24 protein-coding genes and 1 pseudogene are annotated in these 22,108 nt (G+C 56.1%); 15 read left to right on the top strand and 10 right to left on the bottom strand.

What is annotated here, in order from left to right; genetic code table 11:
* Positions 1-181 precede the first annotated feature (181 nt).
* From NKH52_RS20930 to NKH52_RS20920, 3 genes are all read left to right on the top strand, one after another.
* Positions 182-469 carry a succinate dehydrogenase assembly factor 2 gene (locus NKH52_RS20930; RefSeq protein ID WP_352733023.1) on the top strand — a complete coding sequence of 96 codons (288 nt, stop codon included), beginning with the start codon at positions 182-184 and terminating at the stop codon, positions 467-469.
* Between the two features lie 72 nt (positions 470-541).
* Positions 542-4,039, top strand: a complete 3,498-nt coding sequence (gene mfd / locus NKH52_RS20925) for a transcription-repair coupling factor (protein WP_352967731.1) — start codon at positions 542-544, stop codon at positions 4,037-4,039.
* Between the two features lie 134 nt (positions 4,040-4,173).
* A complete protein-coding gene (locus tag NKH52_RS20920; protein ID WP_352733018.1) occupies positions 4,174-5,547 on the top strand; it encodes a class II 3-deoxy-7-phosphoheptulonate synthase in 1,374 nt (457 codons plus the stop codon).
* A gap of 67 nt (positions 5,548-5,614) precedes the next feature.
* Here the strand turns inward: NKH52_RS20920 and NKH52_RS20915 are convergent, their stop codons facing one another.
* From NKH52_RS20915 to NKH52_RS20905, 3 genes are all read right to left on the bottom strand, one after another.
* On the bottom strand, positions 5,615-6,382 hold the full coding sequence (locus tag NKH52_RS20915; RefSeq protein WP_352733015.1) for an RES family NAD+ phosphorylase: 768 nt from the start codon (positions 6,380-6,382) through the stop codon (positions 5,615-5,617).
* Positions 6,342-6,716, bottom strand: a complete 375-nt coding sequence (locus NKH52_RS20910) for an MbcA/ParS/Xre antitoxin family protein (RefSeq protein ID WP_352733013.1) — start codon at positions 6,714-6,716, stop codon at positions 6,342-6,344. The genes NKH52_RS20915 and NKH52_RS20910 overlap by 41 nt, the downstream gene beginning before the upstream one ends.
* A 99-nt stretch (positions 6,717-6,815) precedes the next feature.
* Positions 6,816-7,886 (bottom strand): GGDEF domain-containing protein, encoded by a 1,071-nt coding sequence (locus tag NKH52_RS20905; RefSeq protein ID WP_352733010.1) that lies wholly within the window; start codon positions 7,884-7,886, stop codon positions 6,816-6,818.
* Between the two features lie 408 nt (positions 7,887-8,294).
* On the opposite strand from NKH52_RS20905, the gene NKH52_RS20900 reads away from it, so the two are divergent.
* The 3 genes from NKH52_RS20900 (at position 8,295) to NKH52_RS20890 (ending at position 9,780) form a co-directional block, all read left to right on the top strand.
* Positions 8,295-8,711, top strand: a complete 417-nt coding sequence (locus NKH52_RS20900) for a GFA family protein (RefSeq protein ID WP_027036778.1) — start codon at positions 8,295-8,297, stop codon at positions 8,709-8,711.
* An 81-nt stretch (positions 8,712-8,792) separates the two neighbouring features.
* Complete coding sequence (locus tag NKH52_RS20895) at positions 8,793-9,152, top strand: diacylglycerol kinase (protein WP_352733007.1); 360 nt, start codon at positions 8,793-8,795, stop codon at positions 9,150-9,152.
* Between the two features lie 40 nt (positions 9,153-9,192).
* Complete coding sequence (locus tag NKH52_RS20890; RefSeq protein WP_127296166.1) at positions 9,193-9,780, top strand: hemerythrin domain-containing protein; 588 nt, start codon at positions 9,193-9,195, stop codon at positions 9,778-9,780.
* Positions 9,781-9,783: 3 nt separating this feature from the next.
* Here NKH52_RS20890 and NKH52_RS20885 read toward each other — a convergent pair whose 3' ends face one another.
* Both NKH52_RS20885 and NKH52_RS20880 read right to left on the bottom strand, forming a co-directional pair.
* Positions 9,784-10,371, bottom strand: a complete 588-nt coding sequence (locus NKH52_RS20885; protein WP_352733004.1) for a DedA family protein — start codon at positions 10,369-10,371, stop codon at positions 9,784-9,786.
* On the bottom strand, positions 10,368-10,931 hold the full coding sequence (locus NKH52_RS20880) for a DUF1003 domain-containing protein (RefSeq protein WP_023810564.1): 564 nt from the start codon (positions 10,929-10,931) through the stop codon (positions 10,368-10,370). The genes NKH52_RS20885 and NKH52_RS20880 overlap by 4 nt, the downstream gene beginning before the upstream one ends.
* A 92-nt stretch (positions 10,932-11,023) precedes the next feature.
* Here NKH52_RS20880 and NKH52_RS20875 point away from each other — a divergent pair.
* From NKH52_RS20875 to NKH52_RS20855, 5 genes and pseudogenes are all read left to right on the top strand, one after another.
* Positions 11,024-11,200, top strand: a pseudogene (locus NKH52_RS20875) (DNA-3-methyladenine glycosylase I); the annotation flags it as partial.
* Positions 11,201-11,281: 81 nt separating this feature from the next.
* On the top strand, positions 11,282-13,249 hold the full coding sequence (locus NKH52_RS20870; RefSeq protein ID WP_352605368.1) for a recombinase family protein: 1,968 nt from the start codon (positions 11,282-11,284) through the stop codon (positions 13,247-13,249).
* Positions 13,165-13,365, top strand: coding sequence for a recombinase family protein (locus NKH52_RS20865; RefSeq protein ID WP_352733084.1), 201 nt, complete (start codon positions 13,165-13,167; stop codon positions 13,363-13,365). Before NKH52_RS20870 ends, NKH52_RS20865 begins: the two co-directional genes overlap by 85 nt.
* Entirely contained in the window at positions 13,335-13,463 is a 129-nt protein-coding gene (locus tag NKH52_RS20860; protein ID WP_352733000.1) for a recombinase family protein, read from the top strand. The genes NKH52_RS20865 and NKH52_RS20860 overlap by 31 nt, the downstream gene beginning before the upstream one ends.
* A 285-nt stretch (positions 13,464-13,748) precedes the next feature.
* Positions 13,749-14,537, top strand: coding sequence for a hypothetical protein (locus NKH52_RS20855; RefSeq protein WP_352732998.1), 789 nt, complete (start codon positions 13,749-13,751; stop codon positions 14,535-14,537).
* A gap of 5 nt (positions 14,538-14,542) precedes the next feature.
* Here the strand turns inward: NKH52_RS20855 and NKH52_RS20850 are convergent, their stop codons facing one another.
* From NKH52_RS20850 to NKH52_RS20835, 4 genes are all read right to left on the bottom strand, one after another.
* Positions 14,543-14,776, bottom strand: coding sequence for a hypothetical protein (locus NKH52_RS20850; protein WP_352732995.1), 234 nt, complete (start codon positions 14,774-14,776; stop codon positions 14,543-14,545).
* A gap of 98 nt (positions 14,777-14,874) precedes the next feature.
* Positions 14,875-15,534, bottom strand: a complete 660-nt coding sequence (locus NKH52_RS20845) for a YlcI/YnfO family protein (RefSeq protein ID WP_352732992.1) — start codon at positions 15,532-15,534, stop codon at positions 14,875-14,877.
* Positions 15,535-16,080: 546 nt separating this feature from the next.
* Entirely contained in the window at positions 16,081-16,440 is a 360-nt protein-coding gene (locus NKH52_RS20840; RefSeq protein WP_352605378.1) for a hypothetical protein, read from the bottom strand.
* A 104-nt stretch (positions 16,441-16,544) separates the two neighbouring features.
* Complete coding sequence (locus NKH52_RS20835) at positions 16,545-17,099, bottom strand: recombinase family protein (protein WP_352605381.1); 555 nt, start codon at positions 17,097-17,099, stop codon at positions 16,545-16,547.
* A 149-nt stretch (positions 17,100-17,248) separates the two neighbouring features.
* Between NKH52_RS20835 and NKH52_RS20830 the strand changes: the two genes are divergently transcribed.
* From NKH52_RS20830 to NKH52_RS20820, 3 genes are read left to right on the top strand one after another with little or no spacing between them, the layout of a single operon-like run.
* Positions 17,249-18,604 carry an SIR2 family protein gene (locus NKH52_RS20830; protein ID WP_352732990.1) on the top strand — a complete coding sequence of 452 codons (1,356 nt, stop codon included), beginning with the start codon at positions 17,249-17,251 and terminating at the stop codon, positions 18,602-18,604.
* 56 nt (positions 18,605-18,660) lie between these two features.
* On the top strand, positions 18,661-19,713 hold the full coding sequence (locus NKH52_RS20825; RefSeq protein WP_352732989.1) for a hypothetical protein: 1,053 nt from the start codon (positions 18,661-18,663) through the stop codon (positions 19,711-19,713).
* 52 nt (positions 19,714-19,765) lie between these two features.
* Positions 19,766-20,401, top strand: a complete 636-nt coding sequence (locus NKH52_RS20820; RefSeq protein WP_352605387.1) for a hypothetical protein — start codon at positions 19,766-19,768, stop codon at positions 20,399-20,401.
* A gap of 30 nt (positions 20,402-20,431) precedes the next feature.
* Here the strand turns inward: NKH52_RS20820 and NKH52_RS20815 are convergent, their stop codons facing one another.
* Positions 20,432-20,776: a helix-turn-helix domain-containing protein gene (locus tag NKH52_RS20815; protein ID WP_352605389.1), complete on the bottom strand. Its 345-nt coding sequence runs from the start codon at positions 20,774-20,776 to the stop codon at positions 20,432-20,434.
* Positions 20,777-20,931: 155 nt separating this feature from the next.
* Between NKH52_RS20815 and NKH52_RS20810 the strand changes: the two genes are divergently transcribed.
* On the top strand, positions 20,932-21,915 hold the full coding sequence (locus NKH52_RS20810) for a hypothetical protein (protein WP_352732985.1): 984 nt from the start codon (positions 20,932-20,934) through the stop codon (positions 21,913-21,915).
* Positions 21,916-22,108 lie beyond the last annotated feature (193 nt).

The following is a 22,108-nucleotide window of genomic DNA, read 5'->3' as shown; positions in this document are numbered from 1 at the left end:
CGTGCCATACGATCTCCCTCCTTGAGGGGGAGATGTCCGGCAGGACAGAGGGGGGTGCTAGCGCCGATACTGTCAGGAATGTTCGTCACACCGAGATGTTAGACGCCAACCGGGCCGTTGCAAGGCTGACAGCCCCTTCTATCCACGCTATATGCGCCGCAGCAAGCAAGGATGCGGCACGATGACCGGAACGACGAGATCAAGCGAGGGGCTCGACGTCCATCGCCGCAAGCTTCTGTTTCGCTCCTGGCATCGCGGCATGCGCGAGATGGACCTTATCCTCGGCACTTTCGCCGACGCTGAGATCGGCGCCTTGACGGCTGAGGAAATCGACCAATATGAGAGGCTCCTCGACATTCCCGATACCGAATTCCTGCCCATGGTCACCGGCGAACGCCCGGTGCCGGCCGACATCGATTGTGCCGTCCTGCAAAAGATCCTGGCTTTCCGCCATTCTCTGACATTCTGAACACAAGCAATTCCAGGAAAAGTACGAAGCGGTTTTCCCTGGGGAATTGCGATAAAACAAGACCGTGATTTGATGAGCCTCATTCCCACCATCGGTTTGCCGAAAGACCGCGCCGGTCAGTTCATCGTCGACGGCGTCGCCGATGGCTACGAAGCCTTTGCGCTGGTGCAGGCAGCACTCGAGATCGCGCCCGACAAGCCGGTACTGTTCGTCGCGCGCGACGGTCAGCGCCTGCCGGCGATCGTTGAGGCGCTGTCTTTCACGGCCCCCGGCCTGCCGGTGCTGGAACTGCCGGCTTGGGATTGCTTGCCCTACGACCGCGTCTCGCCCGGCTCGGATGCGGCCGCCAAGCGCCTCGATGCACTGACCGCCATGATCGCGCTGGCGAAGAAGCCGCACCGCGCCGTCATTCTCACCACCGCCAATGCGCTGCTGCAGCGCATTCCGCCGGCGGATCTCGTCGAGGCACAGACCTTCCACGCCAGGCCCGGCAACCAGATCGACATGAACGTACTGGTGTCGCGACTGGAAACGTCCGGTTTCGAGCGCGTGCCGACCGTGCGCGGCATCGGTGAATTCGCCGTCCGCGGCGGCATTCTCGACCTGTTCGCACCCGGCTGGACCGAAGCGCTCAGGCTCGACTTCTTCGGCGACACGCTGGAATCGATCCGTGTGTTCGACGCCGCCACGCAGCGCACCACCGGCCAGCGCAAGTCGATGGCGCTGCAGGCAATGAGCGAAGTGGCGCTGACGCCGGAAACCATCAGCCGCTTCCGCCGCTCCTATATCGAAGCCTTTGGCGCGCCGCAGCGCGATGACGGGCTCTATGCGGCGGTCAGCGAAGGGCGTCGCTTCGCCGGCATGGAGCACTGGCTGCCGTTCTTTTACGAACGGCTGGAGACGGTGTTCGACTATCTGCCTCACACGCCTGTCATCTTCGACCATCTGGCGCATGAGGCGCTGGCCGAGCGCCACACGCTGATCCTCGACCATTACGAGGCGCGCAAGAAGCAGGCGGACGGTGCCTTGAAGGACGCCGTGCCCTACAAGCCGGTCGCACCGGACCTGCTCTATCTCTCCCCGGAAAACCTGATCGCCTCGCTAGGGCCGCGTGAAGCGATCGACTTCACCCCATTCGACGCGCCCGACGTTGGCGCCAAGAAGGTCTATCACGCCGGCTCGCGCCACGGCCGCAGCTTCGTCGAGGAGCGCGCCGATCCGAACGCCAACGTGTTCGATGTCGTCGTCAAACACATCGCCGACGAGCGCGCGGCGCGCCGCCGCATTGTCATTGCCGGCTGGACCGAAGGCTCGCTCGACCGGCTTGGCCAGATCCTTGCCGAACACCATCTCGGCAACCTCAAGCAGGTGGCGACGCTGGCGGAAGCCGAAAAGCTCGAGCCGGGGCAGGCGGCCCTGGCCGTGCTGCCGCTCGAATCCGGCTTCGAGACCGAAAAACTGGTCGTCGTCGCCGAACAGGACATTTTGGGCGACCGGCTGATCCGGCGCTCGAAACGCAAGAAGCGTCCCTCGGATTTCATTGCCGAGGCCTCGGCGCTGTCGGCCGGTGACATTGTCGTCCACGCCGACCACGGCATTGGCCGTTTTATTGGCCTGCGCACCATCGAAGCGGTCGGCGCACCGCATGACTGCCTGGAAATCCACTATGCCGGTGACGACCGGCTGTTCCTGCCGGTGGAAAACATCGAACTCCTGTCGCGCTACGGTTCTGACACGGCCGAGGCGACGCTGGACAAGCTTGGCGGCGGCGCCTGGCAATCGCGCAAGGCGCGGCTGAAGAAACGTCTGCTCGACATGGCCGGTCAATTGATCCGCATCGCCGCCGAGCGGCAGATGCGCTCTGCACCGCCACTGGTGCCGGCAGAAGGCCTCTATGGCGAGTTCGCGGCCCGCTTCCCCTATGAAGAGACCGACGACCAGCAGACGGCCATCGATTCGGTGCGCGACGATCTTGCTGCCGGCAAGCCGATGGACCGGCTGATCTGCGGCGATGTCGGCTTCGGCAAGACCGAAGTGGCGCTGCGCGCCGCCTTCATCGCGGCGATGGAAGGTTTTCAGGTGGCGGTGGTGGTGCCGACGACTTTGTTGTCGCGCCAGCATTTCAAGACCTTTTCGCAGCGTTTCTCCGGCCTGCCGATTCGTGTCGGCCAAGCGTCGCGGCTGGTCGGCGCCAAGGAACTGGCCGAAACCAAGAAGGGCATCGCCGAAGGGCAGGTCGACATCGTCATCGGCACGCACGCGCTGCTTGGTTCCGCGATCTCGTTCAAGAACCTTGGCCTGCTGATCATCGACGAGGAGCAGCACTTTGGCGTCAAGCACAAGGAGCGGCTGAAGGATTTGAAGACCGACGTGCACGTGCTGACGCTGTCGGCGACGCCGATCCCGCGCACGCTGCAACTGGCGTTGACCGGGGTGCGCGAGCTGTCGCTGATCGCCACGCCGCCAGTCGACCGTATGGCGGTGCGCACCTTCATCTCGCCGTTCGATCCCCTGGTCATCCGCGAGACGCTGCTGCGCGAGCGATATCGCGGCGGCCATTCCTTCTATGTGGTGCCGCGCATCAGCGATCTCTCGGAAATCCATGATTTCCTGAAGGAATCCGTGCCGGAGTTGAAGGTGGCGGTGGCACATGGCCAGATGCCGCCGGGCGAACTCGACGACATCATGAATGCCTTCTATGACGGCCAGTACGACGTGCTGTTATCGACGACCATCGTCGAATCCGGTCTCGACATCCCGACCGCCAACACGCTGATCATCCATCGCGCCGACATGTTCGGCCTGTCGCAGCTTTACCAGTTACGCGGTCGCGTCGGTCGCTCGAAGGTGCGCGCCTATGCGTTGTTCACGTTGCCGGCCAACCGCAAGCTCACCGACACCGCCGAGCGCCGGCTGAAGGTGCTGCAATCGCTGGATACGCTGGGCGCCGGATTCCAGCTCGCCAGCCACGATCTCGACATCCGTGGCGCCGGCAATCTTCTGGGCGAAGAGCAGTCCGGCCATATCAAGGAGGTCGGCTTCGAGCTCTACCAGCAGATGCTGGAAGAGGCTGTCGCCGAGGTGAAGGATTCCGGCGAGGTCCAGGATGGCGGCTGGTCGCCGCAGATTGCTGTCGGCACGGCGGTGATGATCCCGGAAAGCTATGTTCCGGACCTGCAACTCAGGCTGGCGCTTTATCGCCGTCTCGGCGATCTCGAGAACACCGAGGAAATCGACGCTTTCGGCGCCGAGCTGATCGATCGCTTCGGCCCGCTGCCGGAAGAGGTGAAGCATCTGCTCAAGATCGTCTTCATCAAGGCGCTCTGTCGCAAAGCCAATGTCGAGAAGCTCGACGCCGGGCCGAAGGGCGTCGTCATCCATTTCCGCAAGCGCGAATTCTCCAACCCGGTCGGGCTCGTCCGGTTCATCGGCGAGCAGGGCTCGCTGGCCAAGATCCGGCCGGACCACAGCGTCGTCTTCGTGCGCGATTGGCCAACCCCCGAGAAGCGATTGGCGGGCTCCGCGGTCGTCATGACGCAGTTGGCGCGGCTGGTGGAGAAGGCGGCATAGCCCGCCCCGGACCATTCGCCAGCGCTTGAATTCCGGTCTAGAATAGGAAAACGGCTTCGTGTATGGAGCCGCCATCCCATATAGGGGCTGGAGTGGGGGCGAGGGTGCTCGCCGGAAAGAGTGTTGGTGCAGCGATGACGAAATGGTCGCCGAATTCGTGGAGAGCAAAGCCGATCAAGCAGGTTCCTGCCTATCCGGACCTTGCCGCGCTGAAGAACACGGAGGCCCAGCTCGCAACCTTTCCGCCGCTGGTTTTTGCCGGCGAGGCGCGCAAGCTGAAGAAGCAGCTCGCTTCTGTCGCCGCCGGTGACGCATTCCTCCTGCAGGGCGGCGATTGCGCCGAGAGCTTCGCCGAGCATGGCGCGGACAACATCCGCGACTTCTTCCGCGTCTTCCTGCAGATGTCCGTGGTGCTCACCTTCGCCGGCGCGCAGCCGGTGGTGAAGGTCGGCCGCGTTGCCGGGCAGTTTGCCAAGCCGCGCTCATCCGACAACGAGACCAAGGGCGAGGTGACGCTGCCCAGCTATCGCGGCGATATCATCAACGGCATCGAATTCGACCCCAAGTCGCGCATTCCGGACCCCGCTCGCCAGGAGATGGCGTATCGCCAGTCGGCGGCGACGCTCAACCTTTTGCGCGCCTTCGCGCAAGGCGGCTATGCCAGCCTGGAGAATGTGCACCGCTGGATGCTCGGCTTCGTGTCCGACAGTCCGCAGGGCGAGAAATACGAGTCTCTTGCCAACCGCATCACCGAGACGATGGACTTCATGAAGGCCGTCGGCATCACCTCGGAAACCAACTACGCGCTGCGCGAGACCGATTTCTACACCAGCCACGAGGCGCTGCTGCTCGGCTATGAGGAGGCACTGACGCGTGTCGATTCGACCTCCGGCGACTGGTACGCCACCTCGGGTCACATGATCTGGATCGGAGACCGCACCCGCCAGCCCGACCATGCGCATGTCGAATATTGCCGCGGCATCAAGAACCCGCTGGGGCTGAAATGCGGCCCGTCGCTCACGCCGGACGGCTTGCTGGAGCTGATCGACCTGCTTAATCCTGAAAACGAACCCGGCCGGCTGACACTGATTGCACGTTTCGGTTCCGACAAGGTCGCCGACCATCTGCCGAAGCTGGTTCGCGCGGTGCAGAAGGAAGGCCGCTCCGTGGTGTGGTCGTCGGATCCGATGCACGGCAACACGATCGAGGCCGCCGGTTACAAGACGCGGCCGTTCGACCGCATCCTGAAGGAGGTGCAGACCTTCTTCGAGGTGCACCGCGCCGAAGGCACGCATCCGGGCGGAATCCATGTCGAGATGACCGGCAAGAACGTCACCGAATGCACCGGTGGCGCGCGCGCCATCACTGCCGAGGAATTGCAGGACCGCTACCACACCCATTGCGACCCGCGCCTCAACGCCGATCAGGCGATCGAACTGGCCTTCCTGGTCTCGGATCTGTTGAAGAAGAGCCACCCGGTGCGGCACAAGCAGGCGGTCAACGGCTAAGCTTGTTTTCGGCCTGAACGTTGATGAAAGAGCGCTGGAGAAATCCGGCGCTTTTCTTTTGGTTGATTCAGCGCCCGCGTTCCCAGCGCAAGTCGGTTAGACGGGGATCGGCAAAGGCGGTTCTGGCAAATTCGATCCGTTTTTCCGGAAATTCGCAGATCGCCTGCACGCCGAACGCGCCGAGGCGGATCCGCCAGGTCTGCGGCTCCATCGGCTTGGCCTTGGCAAAGCCGCGGCAGGTCAGCAGCGCAATGTTGGCGCCCTTGGGGTCACGCGCCGAGCGGTAGCGGATCGCCTCCAGCCCGGCTTCGCGGGCAGTATCGGCAATGGTTTGGCAAGCGGCATAGTCGGTCGGATGCGCCCAGGCAGCGACGTCACGATCGAGCGGCGGCCGGGTGAGATCGATTGCTCCAGCGCATTTGATCGCGGCGGCAAAGGCCGTGTATTCGGCGGCGTCGCTTGGCCATGGTGTTCCGGGCGACTCGGCAAAGAACAGCAGCCGGTAGAAGGCCATTTCGGCAACCGCGGTCATCATGGTCTCGGCCGCATAGTAGACGCCCTTGGTCCTGCCGGCGCGGCGGAAGCGCGAACCGTGCGGATAGACCGAGCCGTAGCGGAAGGGCGTCGCCAGGAGATAGTGGAGATGGCGGCATTCAATTGGGATTTGCGGTTTGGTTTCCTCGATCAGGTCTTCCAGCATCGCCTGCTCGTCGAGCGTGTCGACGATTTTCAGCGTCGAGACATGGTGCTGCGCTTCGACCATGCGCCAGTATTTGCCGTCGATGCCGACGGTCTCAGACGAGAGCGCGTCGGGAGTCCAGATATGCAATGACATCGACGAGCCCGGTGATGGTGAGGATTTTTTCAAGCGGAGCGGCGTCGAACGCCGTGTTGGCGTTCTTCAGCCATGCCCGGGCGACGAGCGCGTCGCCGCCGACAATGGCGTCGAGCGAGCGGAACAGCCTGACGAACAACACGGCAAGCTCGAATGGCTTGGTGCCGCGCTCGAGCAGGAATTCGTCCCTGCGCATGCGCGAAACCGTGGCCTCCGAAACACCGATCACCGAGGCCAGCATCCTGGCGGTGATGTCCAGCAGATCGGCCGCGCGCAGCGTGGCCTTGGTCAGGACTGCGTTTTCGGCTGTCTTGGCAGCGGTTTGAGGTTGCATGGCAGCGCTTTCCTATTTCTGTGGAAAATATAGTTCACAAAAATTCATATGGAAAGGGCGAATGCAAAACAATCCGCGGAAGCGGTCGACGGGAGAAGCTCAGTCCTTCTTGTAGAGCAACCAGCTCTTGCCGGCCCGGCTTGCCATCTTCGAGTGCTTGGTGACCCGGTTGCGCCCGCTGACTTTGGAGCGATAGAGCGCCCGGTCGGCCTTGGTGTAGAGATCTTCGGGTCCTTCGGCTTCGGACGCCATGCAGATACCCATCGAGACGGTGACGGTGCCGTAATTCGTACCAGTCTGGCTGCTGGTGAACGGCGTCTGCTCGATCAGGGCACGAATACGCTCTGCGACGTCATAGGTGGCGTCCTCGCTGGCGCCCTCGATGATGAGCGCGAACTCCTCGCCGCCGGTGCGGGCGACGAACATGTCGCCGCGAATGCTGGTCTGGAAAATACCGGCGATGCTCTGGATGATCTTGTCGCCGACCGGGTGGCCATAGCGGTCGTTGATATCCTTGAAGCGGTCGATGTCGACAAGAACCAGGGCGTTGAACAGGATACCCCTGTTGCTGTTGTAGATCCTGGTGATCTCCTTGTCGAAGGCGCGCCGATTCCAGATATGGGTCAACGGATCGGTGTCGGCCAGCCGCTTGTACTCCTCAAGTTTCGACTTGACGCTCTCGAGTTCGGCCGTCTTGTCGCCGAGCGTAGAGGCCACCTGCCGGCCGTGATCGATCGTCGAATTGGTGGCAACCGCCATGGCGTTGGCGATCTTCTGCAGGAGATCCTGAGAGAGAAGGCTGCGGCCGCTGAGGCCGCTCGATGTCTCATCGAGGATCCTGCCGTATTTCTCGATGTGGCTGCGCTCGCTCCGCAGCAGCGAAGCAACCTCCTCGAGCTCCCTGGCAATGACGTCTCTGGCATGCTCGACGATGCCAGGACCATGGTTGTGGGCAAAGAAAGTGCGCCCGATCTGATCCAGTTCATCCTGTGTCGGCCGGCTGGTCAGCGAAACGACGGCCAGGCTGAGTTCGCGATTGGTGCCGCTCAGGGCCTCATAGAAGATCTCGTAATTGCGCGGCAGGCCGAGCACGCCCAATTGGCGCATTGTCGCGACAACATTGGCTGCCATGTCGGTGCTTCGTTCGGTCGGGACAGCTGCCGGCTGCATCTTGGTTCTTCCCCTCGGATGTTCCGCGGAATTCACGGATACCCTTTGTCGCCGAGCCCTGGGGAATGCGACCGACGCTTCGGAACAACTTGCGAAAGGATGCGTCCCCACCCACGGCCTTCGCTTGCAGGTGACCATAAATGCGCTGTCGCTAAAGTTTCCTTAACTGACAGAGGTTCAGCGGGTTTTCTCTGTCTGCGGGCTGTAAAAGCCTTAGTCCGTGCGTCCAACAGTTGGAAACAACGCCGGTGCGGCGGCTTGAATTCGCGATTCGGGCATCGCACTCTTGAAAATGAAACCGAATTTCGGATTCTCCACGCCAGTACATGTCGCATTTGCTTGCGTGCGTGGGCCGCAAAGCTGGAATCCTGAAGGCGATGCCAGGCACTTTTCTTCAAGGAGGTCGACGTGAGTGATGGTCACCAGGGATCGTGTCTGTGCGGAGCCGTCCGCTTCAGAACGAACGGAGCGCTGCGTGGCGTCGTCTATTGCCATTGCTCGCAATGCCGCAAGCAGAGCGGACATTTCTATGCCGCGACCAATGTTGCCAACGCCGACATTGTGATCGAGGGCACGGAAAGTATCACCTGGTACGAAGCCTCTACCTTCGCCAGGCGTGGGTTCTGCAAGGCATGCGGATCGGTGCTGTTCTGGAAGCCGCGAGACCAGGACTACGTTTCGGTCATGGCCGGATCGTTCGACAAGCCGACAGGCCTTGAGGGGGAATGCCATATCTTCGTCGGTGACAAGGGCGACTATTATTCGATCGACGACGGGCTGCCACAGTTTGAAAAGTCGACACCGTCCATACCGGTTGCTGAATGAATCTTGGACAAGTCACCTTATTCCATTGATCTGGCCAGCCATTGCATTATCCCGTGCCGGTGATTCGCAAAGGGGTTTGGCATGCAGCGGCTGATCGATGCTTATTTCAATTCGGTGCGCGCGTTTCGCAAGCTGGCCACCAGCGAGAAGGCTTTCCAGCAGGAACTGACGCTGCTTGCGCTGGCACTGCCGCTCGGCTGGTTCGTTTCGATCTCGTGGCGCGGCTATGCCTTGCTGATCGGCGCCGTGCTGCTCTTGATCATGGTCGAAGTGCTGAACACCGGCATCGAGGCGGCATGCGACGCTTTCAGCCGCGAGTTCAATGTCGATATCCAGTTGGCCAAGGATTGCGGTTCGCTGGCGGTGCTGATTTCGGTGCTCATCGTCGCCGGCGTCTGGGGCATCGCCATTATCGAGCGGATTACGGGACTACCGATCTAGCCTTTCGATGCCTACATGCCAGTCACCAAAGGAGACTGTCATGTCCGAAGCCACGAGCTTTCTGCTTCTTGAGCGTGCTGGCCTGCCAGACGATCTGCGCTGGCTCGTCGAAAAATACCCGCGTGAAAACTGGCAAGACCATGCCAACATCCATGGCATCGCCAATATGTGGCTGCAGCGGCACGACATGTTCCGCGAACTTGGCGGTATGCTGGCCAACGGTATTGGAGACTACCGTGAGGGACGGCTGACGGCGCCTGATTTCGCGCGCTGGTTCGCGCCGCGCCTCAATCATTTTCTTGGGCATCTCGACGGTCACCACAATGTCGAGGATTATCAATATTTTCCGGTCTTCGCCAAGGCAGAGCCCCGTTTGAAGCACGGTTTCGAGATTCTCGATGCCGACCATCACACCATCCATGAAGGGCTGGAGCGCAATGCCGAGGCGGCCAACGCGTTCATCAAGACGCTTCAGGAGAGCGAAGACAGACAGCGCTTCGCCGCCGACGCCTATGCCGACGAAAACAGCCGGCTGATCGCCATGCTGACAAGGCATCTTGCCGACGAGGAAGACCTGATCATCCCGCTTATCCTCGATCGGGGGGATCAGGCGCTCGGCGTGGATTGACGATCAGTCCTCCCTGGCGCGTTCCTTCCTGGCGATGTGACGGGCGACGAGCCATGCCAGAACGGCCACGGTCAGCCCGATGCCAAGCCCGATCAGCAACCGTTCGTGATGCATCAACGCCTGGCCGATGACGCGCTCGGCGCCAAGTCCAAAGACATAACCGATCGTGCCGAACAGCACCGCCCAGACCGCCGATGAAAGCGCGTTGAGGATGACGAAGCGTGGCGCGGCGATGTTGGAAAGCCCGGCCGCAATGCCGCCGACGAGGCGCATGCCGTAGATATAGCGGTTGGACAGCACGAAAATGTCGGGATGGGTGTTGAGCAGCCGAAAGGCGCGGCGGAAGCCGGGCCGTTTGCGCAATCTGACGACATAGGGGTGGTCGGCGAAGCTTCGTCCGAGGATGAAGAAGAAAGTATCGCCGACGAAGGCGCCGAGCGCGGCCGCAAGAACCGCGTGCCACAGGACGAAGACCTGCTGGTGGGCGAAGAAGCCGCCAAGGATGGCGGCACTTTCGCCCTCCGCGACGCAACCGATAAAGACCGCGAGCAGCCCGTATTGTTCGATGAAATGATGGATTGCGTCGGTCATGAAGCCGACTGCTGCGAAGACAGCCTTTCGTCGATCCGCTTGACCATTTCGGTCAGCTGCACGATCTCGTCGCGCATACCGAGAATCTGGCCGTGGCGCAGTTCATCCAGCTTTTCATGCAGCGCCATGATCTCGATCTCGGCTTTCAGGTTGACCTCGTAATCGTGGGCGGCGTCGATGCGGTCGCGTTCGGTCTGGCGGTTCTGCGCCATCATGATCACCGGCGCCTGCAAGGCGGCGACCATCGACAGAACGAGATTGAGGAAGATGAACGGGTAGGGATCGAAGGCGTCACGCGACAGCAGCCAGACATTGCCTGATGTCCACAGGATCAGAAAGGCGATGAAGGTCAGGATAAAAGACCATGACCCACCGATGCGGGCGATCGTGTCGGCGAGCCGGTCGCCGAAGGTCTGGTGGAAGGCGACGGCCTTGTTGGTGTCGCGCGAGATGGTGGTCCGTTCGAGCGTCGATTGCAGCACCCGGCTTTCGAGCTGGCTGAGGCCGTCCGGCCGCCGCTTGAGCCAGCGGTTCGCCAGGTCGTCGATCGTCTTGTTCATGGCCATCTCCAGGGTCATTGGCTTGCCGTAAGAGGTAGAGGCTGCCGGCTCACACGGGAAGTGTTAGATTGATTCCAGTTGCCGAGGGACCAATGGCCGATTTCAAGAAAATTCGCGCACGCGCCGCAAAACGCAAAGGCGGCGAAGAGGAACTGACGTCGCTGCTGGGTCCGGCGCCTGACAATGCCGCCGTGGCTGACATCGCCGACAATCGCATTCTCTCTGTTATGGCCGAACGCGTCTTCGCCGCTGGTTTCGTCTGGCGCGTCACGTCTTAAACGTTTGGACATCGGGTAGCCCTTGAAACCGTTTTGGGGCACGCCCACATGTGTCCGAACGGAGCTAACCATATGAAAACAAATGACAAATCTATAGTGCCTACGGATCAAAACTTTGAATCTATCGTGGCCAAATCACTGAACTTTGAATCTATCAAGCCGGATTTGGTGGCTGAAACGGCATTGGCCTACACCGGACCTGTAGCCTACTCATACATTCGTTGGTCCACCGCTATCCAAGGTTCTGGCGATAGCTACAGACGCCAATTCGCATTGGCCGAAAAGTGGAGCATCGAAAACGGAATCCCGTTGGCTGATGATCGCATCATGACCGATGCAGGCTTGTCAGCATTCAAGGGCAGGAACCTTGAACAGGGTGCGCTAGGGGCATTCCTGAAAGCCGCAGAGGCAGGAAAAATCAAGCGTGGCTCTTACCTGTTGGTGGAGTCGATTGATCGCCTGTCACGTCAAGGCATGTTTGCCACCGCTGCCATCGTCCAAGAGATTTGGAAAGCTGGAATCATCATCGTCACCCTATCGCCAGAGAAGGAATATCGTCCCGATTGTGACGACATGGACGCACTGACTCTTGTGCTGGTGGCAATGCGGGCCAAGGAAGAGTCAGCCATGAAAGGGAAGCGAGTGAAGAACAGCTATATCAAGCGCAATGCGCTTGCCCAAAACACGGGCCAAGTGGTGTCTGGCAATCTGCCGGGTTGGCTGTTCAAAGACCCTGAAACCAAAAAGGCCAAGCTGGACGAAGACAAGGGAGAGATTGTCAGGCGAGTGTGTGACATGAGCTTGGCCGGTTGTGGCTTGCCCATGATTGCCAAAACCCTGAATGCCAATGGCATCAAACCGTTTGCCATGGATAAGCGTAGGAAGGGCAGGGCAGAATATTGGACGATAGCGAATGTCCATTACATCCTAAAATCCAAGGCGACATACGGGCTTTACGCTCCACCGAAGTCCGAACCGTGCATGATCTTTCCACAAGTCATCACGATAGAGGAATACAACCGCATTCAGGCAGGCATGGCGCAACGCCAGCGCACCGGGAGAGGCAGGAAGGGAAAGACATATTCCAACTTGTTCTCGGGCATCGCCAAGTGTGCATTCTGCAAAGAGCCCATGACCATCAGGAACCCAAAGCCGGGCAGAGCCATACAGTTCTACTGCAAGGGCTCTCTAACCGGGAAATGTCATGAAGCTGCACCATGGAACTACGAACGCTTTGAAGGTTCGTTCTTGTCGTTTGTCGCTGAAATCGATCTTCAAGAAATCATCCATGGCGGGACAGGATCAAGCCAAGAGACAATCACTGATAAAATTCAACAGTTGGATGGTGAGCGGCTAGGGCTGTTTAAGAACCAACAAAAGTACGTGAAAATGACGGAAGCCGATGACATCCTAGAGGAGTCATTCAGGAAACCCATGGTGAAGAATGCCAAGCGGATCAAGGCTATCAACGACGAGATGCAGGCATTGGAGATTGAGCGGAATAAAATCCAGTCAGAACGTGAGGCATCCATAGACGGCATCCGCATTCATTTCCCCAAGGTAGGAACTGGCAAAGGGGAAGTGACCATTGAACAGCTATACCAGCTAAGAGCCAAGGCGGCTGAACACATCAGGACCATTGTGGAGTCCATCGAACTGGACAGGAAGCATTGGGCAAAGGTGTACCGCAAAGCCGCCATGGAAGCTGACAACGAAGCTGGTAAGGAACTATGGCTGGGTGCTGCCGAAGGTGCTGCAAAGAAGTCTGCATTGGACTCCCGATACGTGATCAAGTTCAAAGGTGGTGCCACCAGAACCATCTATCCCGACAACCGGGACAAGGACGGCAGAGAAGCGTTTTTCGTCCTGAATTTGGGCTTTGGGGGTGACAAGACCAAGCTGCCAAAGGCCACCAGAACCAAGGAAGAATTTGCACTGGCTAGAGCCGGAAAGGTATCATTCGAGTCAGCACCGACGAACAAGCCAAGAATGGTGAATCACTGGAGACCCAGACCCGTGAGCTTGCAGGCTATGCGATGATGAAGGGCTGGACGGACACAGAGACGTTCGTTGAAGCTGGCGTGTCTGGTTCCATTCCACTGGCTGAACGTCCACAGGGGGCCGTATGGTGGCAGAAACAGGCAAAGGGGATGTGATCGTAGTCACCAAGCTAGATCGTATGGTTCGTTCAGCCCGTGATGGTCTGAACACCTCGGAAGACGTGAGGGATATGGTGTTCAGCTTCACATGCTGAACATCGGTGGCGATGTGACCGGCAATGGCATAGCCAAGCTGATGTTCACCATCCTGTCAGCCGTGGCAGAGCAAGAGCGGGACAGGACACCTTAGGAATTCGTCTGAATCGGAGACACAATTGGTGTGTTCTGCGTCCAGCTTTCCATGACTCTAAAAAATTATAGGAATCGGCTACAAACTAGGTTTGACGGACCCAATAAAACCCGTGGAAACCCCGGTAAGCTCCTGTAACCATAGGATTTGCCTGTTATACTGGTTCGATTTTCACTTAGGACGGCGGGCAATGAAAAACGTCTTTATCGCAACCATAAGTTCCATTTTGAGTGCGATTGTTGTTGCGACATTCAGCTATTATTTTCTGACAGATGGTCCGCAAACCCCAAATATTGCAGTTCATGAAACGATAGTTGGCATTCCCATGGAGGCCGGTAAAAAGCTGCTGGTTTCCGCAGACCCAAACTCCTATGCCGAACTGTATACGATTCAAAGGTTTGACATTCGTAACAATGGGAACCGGATTTACAAGGATGTTCTGGTTAGAGCTACGGAATATAAGAATGCATTGATTCAACATGACGGGATAATAGAGTCCCTTTCGGGTGATAAGCACTTCACCATGAACCCCGGTGACGTGATCACTGTTTCTGCCATATCAAGCGGCTATCGCCTGAGTAATGGAATTGAACCACAAGCCAAATTCTTTGTGGCCGTAGGGGACAGGCCCATATCGATTCAAAGCTCCCAAATCGATGAATTCAACATCATGTCACCAGTCATAAATTTTGCAATCGAATACCAATTCCTTTCATACATGATCATGTTTATTGGCGGAACAATCATCTGTCTTCTGTTCATAGCCATAGCTTTTTCCATAGTGGCTACGATCTGGCCGTCATTGGAGTTGAAACTATTTTCGAATGCGGATTACAGCCGCCAATTGGCCATTGTGAACTATCTGAAAAAGGCAAACCCACTTCGCTATGATGCAATAGTGAAGAAGGCCGAAAAGTTTCAGCGGGAGAAACTGCCGAAAGTGGAAGAACCCGCTGTAGCCATCAAAGCGGCAGATTGACCCAATTAGATTTTTTGTACCGGTCCCGTCGTGTACCACTGGATGAACCCGACTTCCTTGCCGGTGACATCTCGAACGGCTTTCAATAGAACCTCATGCAAGACACGGGTAGCTCGGTAGTGGTCGCAATGCGGCGATATGAACGGCTTCACGATGGCCTTGTGTAGCTCTTCCGCTGCCGCCACAAAGCGGTCGATTTCAGCCTGCGATAGCCGCTGTGAGGGTTTCGACCTAGCCATTGCGATCTCCGTGTGGAAACTTCAAGACTAGGATAATAATCCTATCAAGGAAAGTGCAGTCAGCAGGCTTGCCGACCATTTGATTGGCTTTGTTTCCGTCAACCGAGTACCCGGTCGAAACCCACCATGATGATGGAGTCGATTGGGTAATCGTCATTGACGTTTTTCAATGCATATCCGGCCACGGCTTCCTTGGAATTAGCTCGTTCTACCTTGCAAATGATGGGCGTGCCAAAGTGGCGATTTCCTATCTTTGTCCAGAAATCGGAGGTCGCCTCGACGAAACGGCCTTCCTCGGGCTCTGGGATGGCCAGCAGGCAGTGATAATGCAAGAAGGTGGCATCTATGCCGTTCTTTTTTATCGTCTCATAAACGCCCAATGCGGGCAGATTACCATCTGAGCCAAACTTCCTACGCATGGCCGAGAAGTAGGCTTTCACCAATCGCTCTCCTGTGGGGCGATCCCTTTCGAAAAGGGCAAATGGCTTTGCCGGCGTGATGGCGTGTTCGGCCTTTCCGGACAGTCGGCGGTAGGCAGCTTCCGGATCGCTTGCCTGTACGAATGGAATGGTGACGAACTGATTCAGATCGTGCTTATGCACCTCGTTTCGAATCAGCTCTTTAGCTACTTTCGTGGCGTGCTTAGCAAGGTAGTTGTTGATGATCTGGCGGACGAATGAACTGGCATTGAGCGAGGATCGCTTTGCTAGGATGCCCAGAGCGTCGTGTATTGGTTGATCGAGACGGACACTAAACATATTGCTTCGGGTCCAGATTTGCAGATTGCAGGATATATAGGATCGAGAGGTTCATCTCGACTAAAAGCTGTGATAGCTGAAAGTTTGCAATTTGGTATCTATCACCACTAACTGAAGTCATAAATTCCATATATATTACTCGATAATCTTCTCTAAAATTATCGATTATAGTCTGTATTGATTTTGGTGCTTTCTCTACATCCATTGATTGGAGAAATTCGTCTATATTCATTTCTTTTACTTTCTATTAGATACAATTATAACGTTGTTGGCGCAATGCCTTTTCAAAAATGCTCATGATAAATCGCTTGGCGATATGACAAAATGGAAATGCTGACCGACAATCCGCTTAGCGGATTGGAAGAATATTGATGCGTATTACATTATGTCAGACATATGTAGACAAAGACTTGTTGACTTTTGACGAAATAATATTGCTTTTTGATCTGTAGAACAGGTATAATATTTTGCCGTTTTCCGAATCGGCTCCGTAAGTACGGCAGTCAAACGGGCGATAAGCTGCTCGGCACGGATTGAGTGCAGAAACTATGGATTGGACCTGCGCACAAAGCAGAACAGGCAGCCGTCCCGATAGGATGTATACCGGTGAGCTATCGACCTGCCGTATCGTGCGACGAGGTATTCATAAATCCGGTGTTTTCTGTCGTCGGTCGCCTCGAAATGGAAGCTGTAGGGCTTTTCCCGCTGGACCCATTCTGCGGTCAACGCCACAACGTGCCGCAGAACGGGAAATCCATTTCGAAAGTAGCCGCCTTCCGTGAACTGGGCGACCTCGGCGTCCCATGCCAACCATGAGCCGCCTGCAAACGCTTTCAATGGGGTTGCCCCGCCGATGGTTCGGAATGTCACCGGGCCGCCGTTGATAGCGGCGAATTCGAACAGCAAGCCGTCAACCTTAAAGCGCCGGCGAAAATGGCGCTGTGTATCGATAGCGCCTGATGTTGAAGCTGCGCCCCGATTCCGCAATCGTGCCTATCCTCCGAGTCCCACTATGCTACTGCTGCCAAAATTCGGTAGACCGATGAGCGGCCCACGCCGAGTGCCTTGGCAATGTCGGTTGGCTTCTTTCCCGCCCGATGCATCGAGACGACATCAGATGTCTTGCGGCGGGCCGTGGGGGCACGTCCTCTGAACTTGTGTTCAGCTTTGGCCTTGGCAATGCCTTCCCGTTGACGGGCCAGCATAATCTCACGCTCAAACTGGGCGATAGAGCCCACGAGATTCATGAGAAGTCTGCCGGTTGCCGAGGACGTATCAATCGCCATGTCTAGTATCTTCAGCCCGACCTTCTTGGCCTCCAGCCTGCCAACAATCTGTTGCAGGTCGCCAACGGAGCGGGCGAGTCGATCAAGTCGGGTGACAACGAGAACATCGTTTTCTCGCACGAACTCGATTGCTCGCTCTAGTTCCGGGCGATGCGAATTTACGGAAGACACCTGCTCCCTGAAAACCTTGTCGCAACCCTGCGATTTGAGATCACGAAGCTGAGCCTCATAACCTGCTTGCTGCTCGACGGTGCTGGTTCTCGCATACCCCACAAACATCCCGAATCCTTCCCAATAGCCTCTAAGAAGTCATAGGATAAGATTCCTAAAATGTCAAACCGACTTGTGTGGGACGGGTAGCGGTGCTTACGGTTGGTCCCACTGGAGCAGGGCCTAAAGACACGGTCCTGCTAGAACCGGAAGGGGAGATGATGCCGCAGTCACCGTACGAGCGTTACCAAGAGCGAACGTCCTCGCTAATCAAGGAAACGCTCGAAGATTTGGAATGCCAACCAATTTTCTTCATCGGAACAGGTGTGTCAAAGCGATATTTCAATGCGCCGACATGGATGGAACTCCTGAAAGACGTGGCCAATTACATCGGTATGTCAGACCCCGACTTCCAATATTTGCGGCAAAAAACAAACCAAAGCACCATTGAGATAGGAACGATCCTCGAAGAAAAGGCGTTCGAATGGGCTTGGACAACGGGCAAAAACAGCTTTCCGGGCGAGTATTTCGAGGAAAACTCCGATAGGTCGTTGTTCCTAAAACATATCGTAGCCCAACAAATTTCTGGAGCCAGCCCGGCGGCAACTGAGATCGAGACGTTAGAATTCGCCGAAGAGATAAAGCTCCTTCGGAAAACCAACCCTCACGCAATCATAACAACGAACTACGACAGTTTTCTTGAGAGCATATTCGGCGACTATGAAGCTGTAGTGGGAGAGAAGGTCATTCGCCGGGACATGAATCTCATTGGCGAGATATTCAAAATTCACGGTTCGATGGAAGATCCGGCATCGTTGGTTATTACGGGTGAAGACTATAAGAATTACAGAACAAAGAAGAAGTATATTTCTGCAAAACTTCTAACATATCTTGCTGAGCATCCTGTTTTTATATTTGGTTATGGACTAGGAGACCCAAATGTTACTGAAATAATACAAGATATAGGTGAAATACTAGGAGGACCGGATAAATTAATAGAAAATATATTCTATGTAGAGTGGCGGCCAGATGCTGCCACCTTAACTGATTTCCGGGAGGAGTACGTCATTGGATCGGAAGATTCGCAACTTCGTGTTCGGGCTATTGTAACAGACAAGTTTGACTGGCTCTTTACGAGACTGTCTGAGCAAAGCCCTCTCAAGTGGGTAAATCCAAAATTGCTTCGAGCTATTTCAGCTCGTTTTTTCAAGCTACTGCGTACCGATATACCTAAAGGTGGATTGGAAATAAACTACGATCAACTTCAATCTGTTGCTGATTCAGATGATGAGCTTCCAAAATTATTGGGTATCGCCAAGTCCGACAGCCCAAATGCGAGCCACCCATTCACTCTAACGGCAGTTGGGAAACAACTCGGATATGGTAGATGGCACAGGCCTCGCAAGCTGATTGAGAGAATACGAGATGAGAAGGGGATTGATATCTGTTCGAGTGACAACCAGTATCACTATGCTGTTCCGTCCGGCAACGGATGTTTTAGGCGATATTCAAAGGAAGCCGTCGCCCTTTTGACTAAGGTGAGAGACGATGAGGAGTATACTGTTTCGGTGTAGCTTTATCGAAAGTTCATTGCCAAATGTAGAACCCAGTTGACACCGAAGGTTCAGCGATGTTCGCCGACAGAACGCTTTTGATCCTTGGGGCAGGGGCCAGCTACGAGGTTGGCTTGCCGCTAGGCGACGCATTGAAACGGGACATCTCGAACGCCTTACTAGTTTACAGCGACTCGCCGCTACAGCTAATCGAACGTGGAGTTGCGGACGGGGCGATCAACGAAGCCCTTTATGCGACCGGCAATGACCGCTCCGAATTGCTAAAAGCCTGCGAACGGATAAGTGCTGCGCTACCTTTAGCCCGCTCGATAGATAACTACCTTCACTCACATCGCAAATCAGAGTTCTTTGAGCTTTGCGGGAAACTCGGAATCGTACGCTGCATCTTGGCCGCAGAAGGCAATAGCAGGATGGCCCTGAAAACAGACAGTTCGGGATATCCGTTTAATTTCGGAAGTCTGAGCGACTCTTGGTATAACCGGTTCGCCAGCCTGCTCTTTGAGTCAGACTTTGACGAATTCCAGAGAAGGCTGACGAATCTCGACGTGATCACTTTCAACTATGATCGGTGTTTTGAGCACTTTATGTATCATGCCATCCAAACCTACTACGGAGTTTCGCCAGAAGAAGCGGCAGACGTGGTCAAATCGATGTCGATTTACCATCCCTATGGAACAGTCGGGAACTTGCCTTGGATGGGCGGGGTAGCGTTTGCAGATTTCGGCGCAGATATGCCCGGCTCCGCTCTTTTGTCTTTAGCTGGAAACATCAAGACCTACACAGAAGGTGTGGACAGAGAATCCAGCGAGATTCAAGCAATCCACACTGCCGTTCGCAGGGCTAGAACCGTGGTTATCCTCGGGTTCGGCTATATCCCTCTGAACATGCAATTGTTGAAGCCCACCGATAACCCGGAACACCCCGACAACTCCAAAAGGAAAACCTATTATGGCACGGTGAAGGGACTTTCGAGGGAGGACATGAGGATTGTTACCCATGATGTTCGGGCATTGGTTCAGACAGGCTTTATAGAATCGAAGCTAGACAATAACGAACTGACATGCGCCAAGCTGTTCAACGAATATGCATTCAGCCTTGGGGCATCTTGATGTAGTTTGGAACTCGACGGTGGGTTATTCCTTTCCTTAAGTGGAGTCTTGAATGTCAGTACTTGTGTCCGCCCTCGACCGATTCAACCGAAAAGAGCGATATTGGCTCCTAAGGGAGGCGGTTGGGCTTCAGCCACTCTCGCAAGTGTTCCGGGCCAAGCTTGATGCGATTTTTGGACCGGAAGCGGACGTCAGGGTCCCGGAGAACGCATGGTGGGCAATCGACTATCATGTTGATTGGTTGTTCGGTGCCTTATCGACCACATTGAAATCTGAAGAACCTTTCCCTCCATACCCAAATGGGTCGGGTCAGGTTAAGGGCACACAGGAGGATTTTGATCTCTTAGTCGCCTACGGACGGACCCTGATTATCGTCGAGGCGAAGGCGGGGCAGCACTGGGGGAATAGGCAGGTTAAAAGCAAGCTGACTAGGCTGACTGCGCTGGTGGAGTACAACAACGGTTTTCCGGACCCGCTCAGGCTTTTCTTCGTCCTAGCCTCGCCAAAACGGCCGACCAAACTGGATGAGTCCTCCTGTCCTCCCGCCCTCCAGACAAAAGACGGCGGAGTGCATTGGACAGAACTGGGCTACGGGTCGCCCGGCGTTAAGCACTTAGCTGTCACTCGGTGCGACCAAGGCGGGAAACGAAAGTCAAAGGCTGATCATTGGAGGGTGCGGGAAGTTTAGCTGCCAAAAGCGGGACTCGGGGATTTCTGCTTAAGAGGCCGATTTGGTTCTTTTTGCCAACGCCGTTAGCTGCTCCACTGCGACCTTCAAATCGCTGTCGGTAAGCCCTGAGAGTATCACGCTGGCCTGAATCTCCAGCATGGCACGTTGCTCAGATTGAGCCAGATCGCCGTCCTGAAAGAAAACTCTCACGGGGACATCCAGAGCCTTGCCGAGGCGCACAAGGGTTTCGAAATTTGGCCAGTACAAACCTCTTTCCCACTGGGAGACGGCGTCTACTGACCTCTCCGTCCGGAGCGCCAACTCCTCTTGCGTAAGCTCTCGCAAGTTGCGGAGTTCTCTCAGAATCGTGCCGAAGTTTTTGGTCGCTGACATAGGGCAGCATTGCGCTGCCAGTTTCAAACCGTGAACCGAACAACATCCGGTGAAACGCCTAGAAAGACGTAGTAAGTTACGGAATTCTCGTTGAAAATCCGACCACCATTGGCTATTGAGTTAGGTGGCGACGTACGGGTTTGGGGTGATTGGGAATGAGCGCAGAAATTGCCGATGAATTAATTCGTCTTTCGTCTCTCCGGGAGAGGGGGGTTATCTCCGCAAAAGGATACGAGAGTGCCAAGTCGCAGCTCGTCAGCGGCAAGCATCTCAGGATAGCCGAGGAAATCGACAAGCTGTACGGGTTGCTGTCGGACAAAACTCTGACCAAGAAGCAGTTCGAGAAGGCCGTGTCGGCTTTGATGTTTCCTTCGAATTCGAACACTGCGGATGCTCGGGCGACCGAGGGCAAATTTGGCACGAAATTTCTGGTCAGGTTCGTGGTTGGAGTTGGGGGGCTGTATTTGCTGCACCTTGCCATCAACCTCAATGGTAACTCGACGAAATTTGCGGTTGGGACCCAGACTGCCGCCAGCGCCGGCTACAGCAATGGAACCGACGCCGCAGGTGCCCAGCCTAATCCGGTTCAGAACGTTCAATCTGATCCGGTCATGCCTGATCAAGAAGCGAGGTTTTTAGCAATCAACGGCGAATTTCGGCAGAGATACAAGGGGTCAGAAAACGACCTGCTGAAATCCACGCTTGTACAGGAGAGGGGTAAAAAGCTCGAAGCGTTCAGCAAAGACGGTTCAGTCTCGAACTGGGTAGGGAAGGTGTCCAAAGTTGATCGGGTGAGTGGCCGTTGGGCGTCTCTTTCCGTTGAGATCGGCGACGAAATTAGAATTGGTTCGGGAGGCCTATTGGATAATCCGGATTCGATGGTGAGCGGAATTCTAAACCAGACCGCAGAAACACTTGGGTCGTCGGAAAGAACCAAGCCTGAGGACGGAAGTTTCATAACCGCTGACTCGAGCTTGTATCAAACTCTGTTGGGTTTAGAGGTCGGCCAAACAATTGTTTTCTCGGGGCATTTTTACCCGTCGGATGTCAGCGGGCTTGCGGACTCCAATCTGCTGGAGGAGTCCTCGATGGTGAGTCCGCTCTATAAATTCAAGTTTGATTCTGTCGTGGCGAGATAGGTGACACTAAATCCCGCTGCCGCATCGATAAGGAACAGAGGGAAGACCTCGCTGAGGAAATCGTCGGGGTTGTGCGAAGCGGGATCATGAACGAAGTGGTCCTGTTGCGGGCTCTTTCCAAGCGCCGCAGAGCCTAGCTGAGAAGGCGTCCTGCGGCCCGTCCCAACAGCGTACATCGTGGCGCAAGATCATG

Origin of the sequence: Mesorhizobium sp. M1066 (assembly GCF_040318635.1) — a bacterium.
In the GTDB taxonomy this organism is placed as follows: Bacteria; Pseudomonadota; Alphaproteobacteria; order Rhizobiales; family Rhizobiaceae; genus Mesorhizobium.
The sequence above is the reverse complement of the archived record's forward strand: the minus strand, read 5'-3'. Positions and strand labels throughout refer to the sequence as shown.

What these genes read in the sequence shown, in the direction of transcription:
- NKH52_RS20845 (WP_352732992.1), bottom strand. Translation starts at nt 15,534, where the DNA reads ATGTTTAGTGTCCGTCTCGATCAACCAATACACGACGCTCTGGGCATC.
- NKH52_RS20850 (WP_352732995.1), bottom strand. Translation starts at nt 14,776, where the DNA reads ATGGCTAGGTCGAAACCCTCACAGCGGCTATCGCAGGCTGAAATCGAC.
- NKH52_RS20910 (WP_352733013.1), bottom strand. Translation starts at nt 6,716, where the DNA reads ATGCAACCTCAAACCGCTGCCAAGACAGCCGAAAACGCAGTCCTGACC.
- NKH52_RS20820 (WP_352605387.1), top strand. Translation starts at nt 19,766, where the DNA reads ATGTCAGTACTTGTGTCCGCCCTCGACCGATTCAACCGAAAAGAGCGA.
- NKH52_RS20905 (WP_352733010.1), bottom strand. Translation starts at nt 7,886, where the DNA reads ATGCAGCCGGCAGCTGTCCCGACCGAACGAAGCACCGACATGGCAGCC.
- NKH52_RS20825 (WP_352732989.1), top strand. Translation starts at nt 18,661, where the DNA reads ATGTTCGCCGACAGAACGCTTTTGATCCTTGGGGCAGGGGCCAGCTAC.
- NKH52_RS20835 (WP_352605381.1), bottom strand. Translation starts at nt 17,099, where the DNA reads ATGTTTGTGGGGTATGCGAGAACCAGCACCGTCGAGCAGCAAGCAGGT.
- NKH52_RS20890 (WP_127296166.1), top strand. Translation starts at nt 9,193, where the DNA reads ATGTCCGAAGCCACGAGCTTTCTGCTTCTTGAGCGTGCTGGCCTGCCA.
- NKH52_RS20830 (WP_352732990.1), top strand. Translation starts at nt 17,249, where the DNA reads ATGATGCCGCAGTCACCGTACGAGCGTTACCAAGAGCGAACGTCCTCG.
- NKH52_RS20885 (WP_352733004.1), bottom strand. Translation starts at nt 10,371, where the DNA reads ATGACCGACGCAATCCATCATTTCATCGAACAATACGGGCTGCTCGCG.
- NKH52_RS20930 (WP_352733023.1), top strand. Translation starts at nt 182, where the DNA reads ATGACCGGAACGACGAGATCAAGCGAGGGGCTCGACGTCCATCGCCGC.
- NKH52_RS20810 (WP_352732985.1), top strand. Translation starts at nt 20,932, where the DNA reads ATGAGCGCAGAAATTGCCGATGAATTAATTCGTCTTTCGTCTCTCCGG.
- mfd (WP_352967731.1), top strand. Translation starts at nt 542, where the DNA reads ATGAGCCTCATTCCCACCATCGGTTTGCCGAAAGACCGCGCCGGTCAG.
- NKH52_RS20895 (WP_352733007.1), top strand. Translation starts at nt 8,793, where the DNA reads ATGCAGCGGCTGATCGATGCTTATTTCAATTCGGTGCGCGCGTTTCGC.
- NKH52_RS20915 (WP_352733015.1), bottom strand. Translation starts at nt 6,382, where the DNA reads ATGTCATTGCATATCTGGACTCCCGACGCGCTCTCGTCTGAGACCGTC.
- NKH52_RS20855 (WP_352732998.1), top strand. Translation starts at nt 13,749, where the DNA reads ATGAAAAACGTCTTTATCGCAACCATAAGTTCCATTTTGAGTGCGATT.
- NKH52_RS20870 (WP_352605368.1), top strand. Translation starts at nt 11,282, where the DNA reads ATGAAAACAAATGACAAATCTATAGTGCCTACGGATCAAAACTTTGAA.
- NKH52_RS20920 (WP_352733018.1), top strand. Translation starts at nt 4,174, where the DNA reads ATGACGAAATGGTCGCCGAATTCGTGGAGAGCAAAGCCGATCAAGCAG.
- NKH52_RS20880 (WP_023810564.1), bottom strand. Translation starts at nt 10,931, where the DNA reads ATGAACAAGACGATCGACGACCTGGCGAACCGCTGGCTCAAGCGGCGG.
- NKH52_RS20860 (WP_352733000.1), top strand. Translation starts at nt 13,335, where the DNA reads ATGGTGGCAGAAACAGGCAAAGGGGATGTGATCGTAGTCACCAAGCTA.
- NKH52_RS20815 (WP_352605389.1), bottom strand. Translation starts at nt 20,776, where the DNA reads ATGTCAGCGACCAAAAACTTCGGCACGATTCTGAGAGAACTCCGCAAC.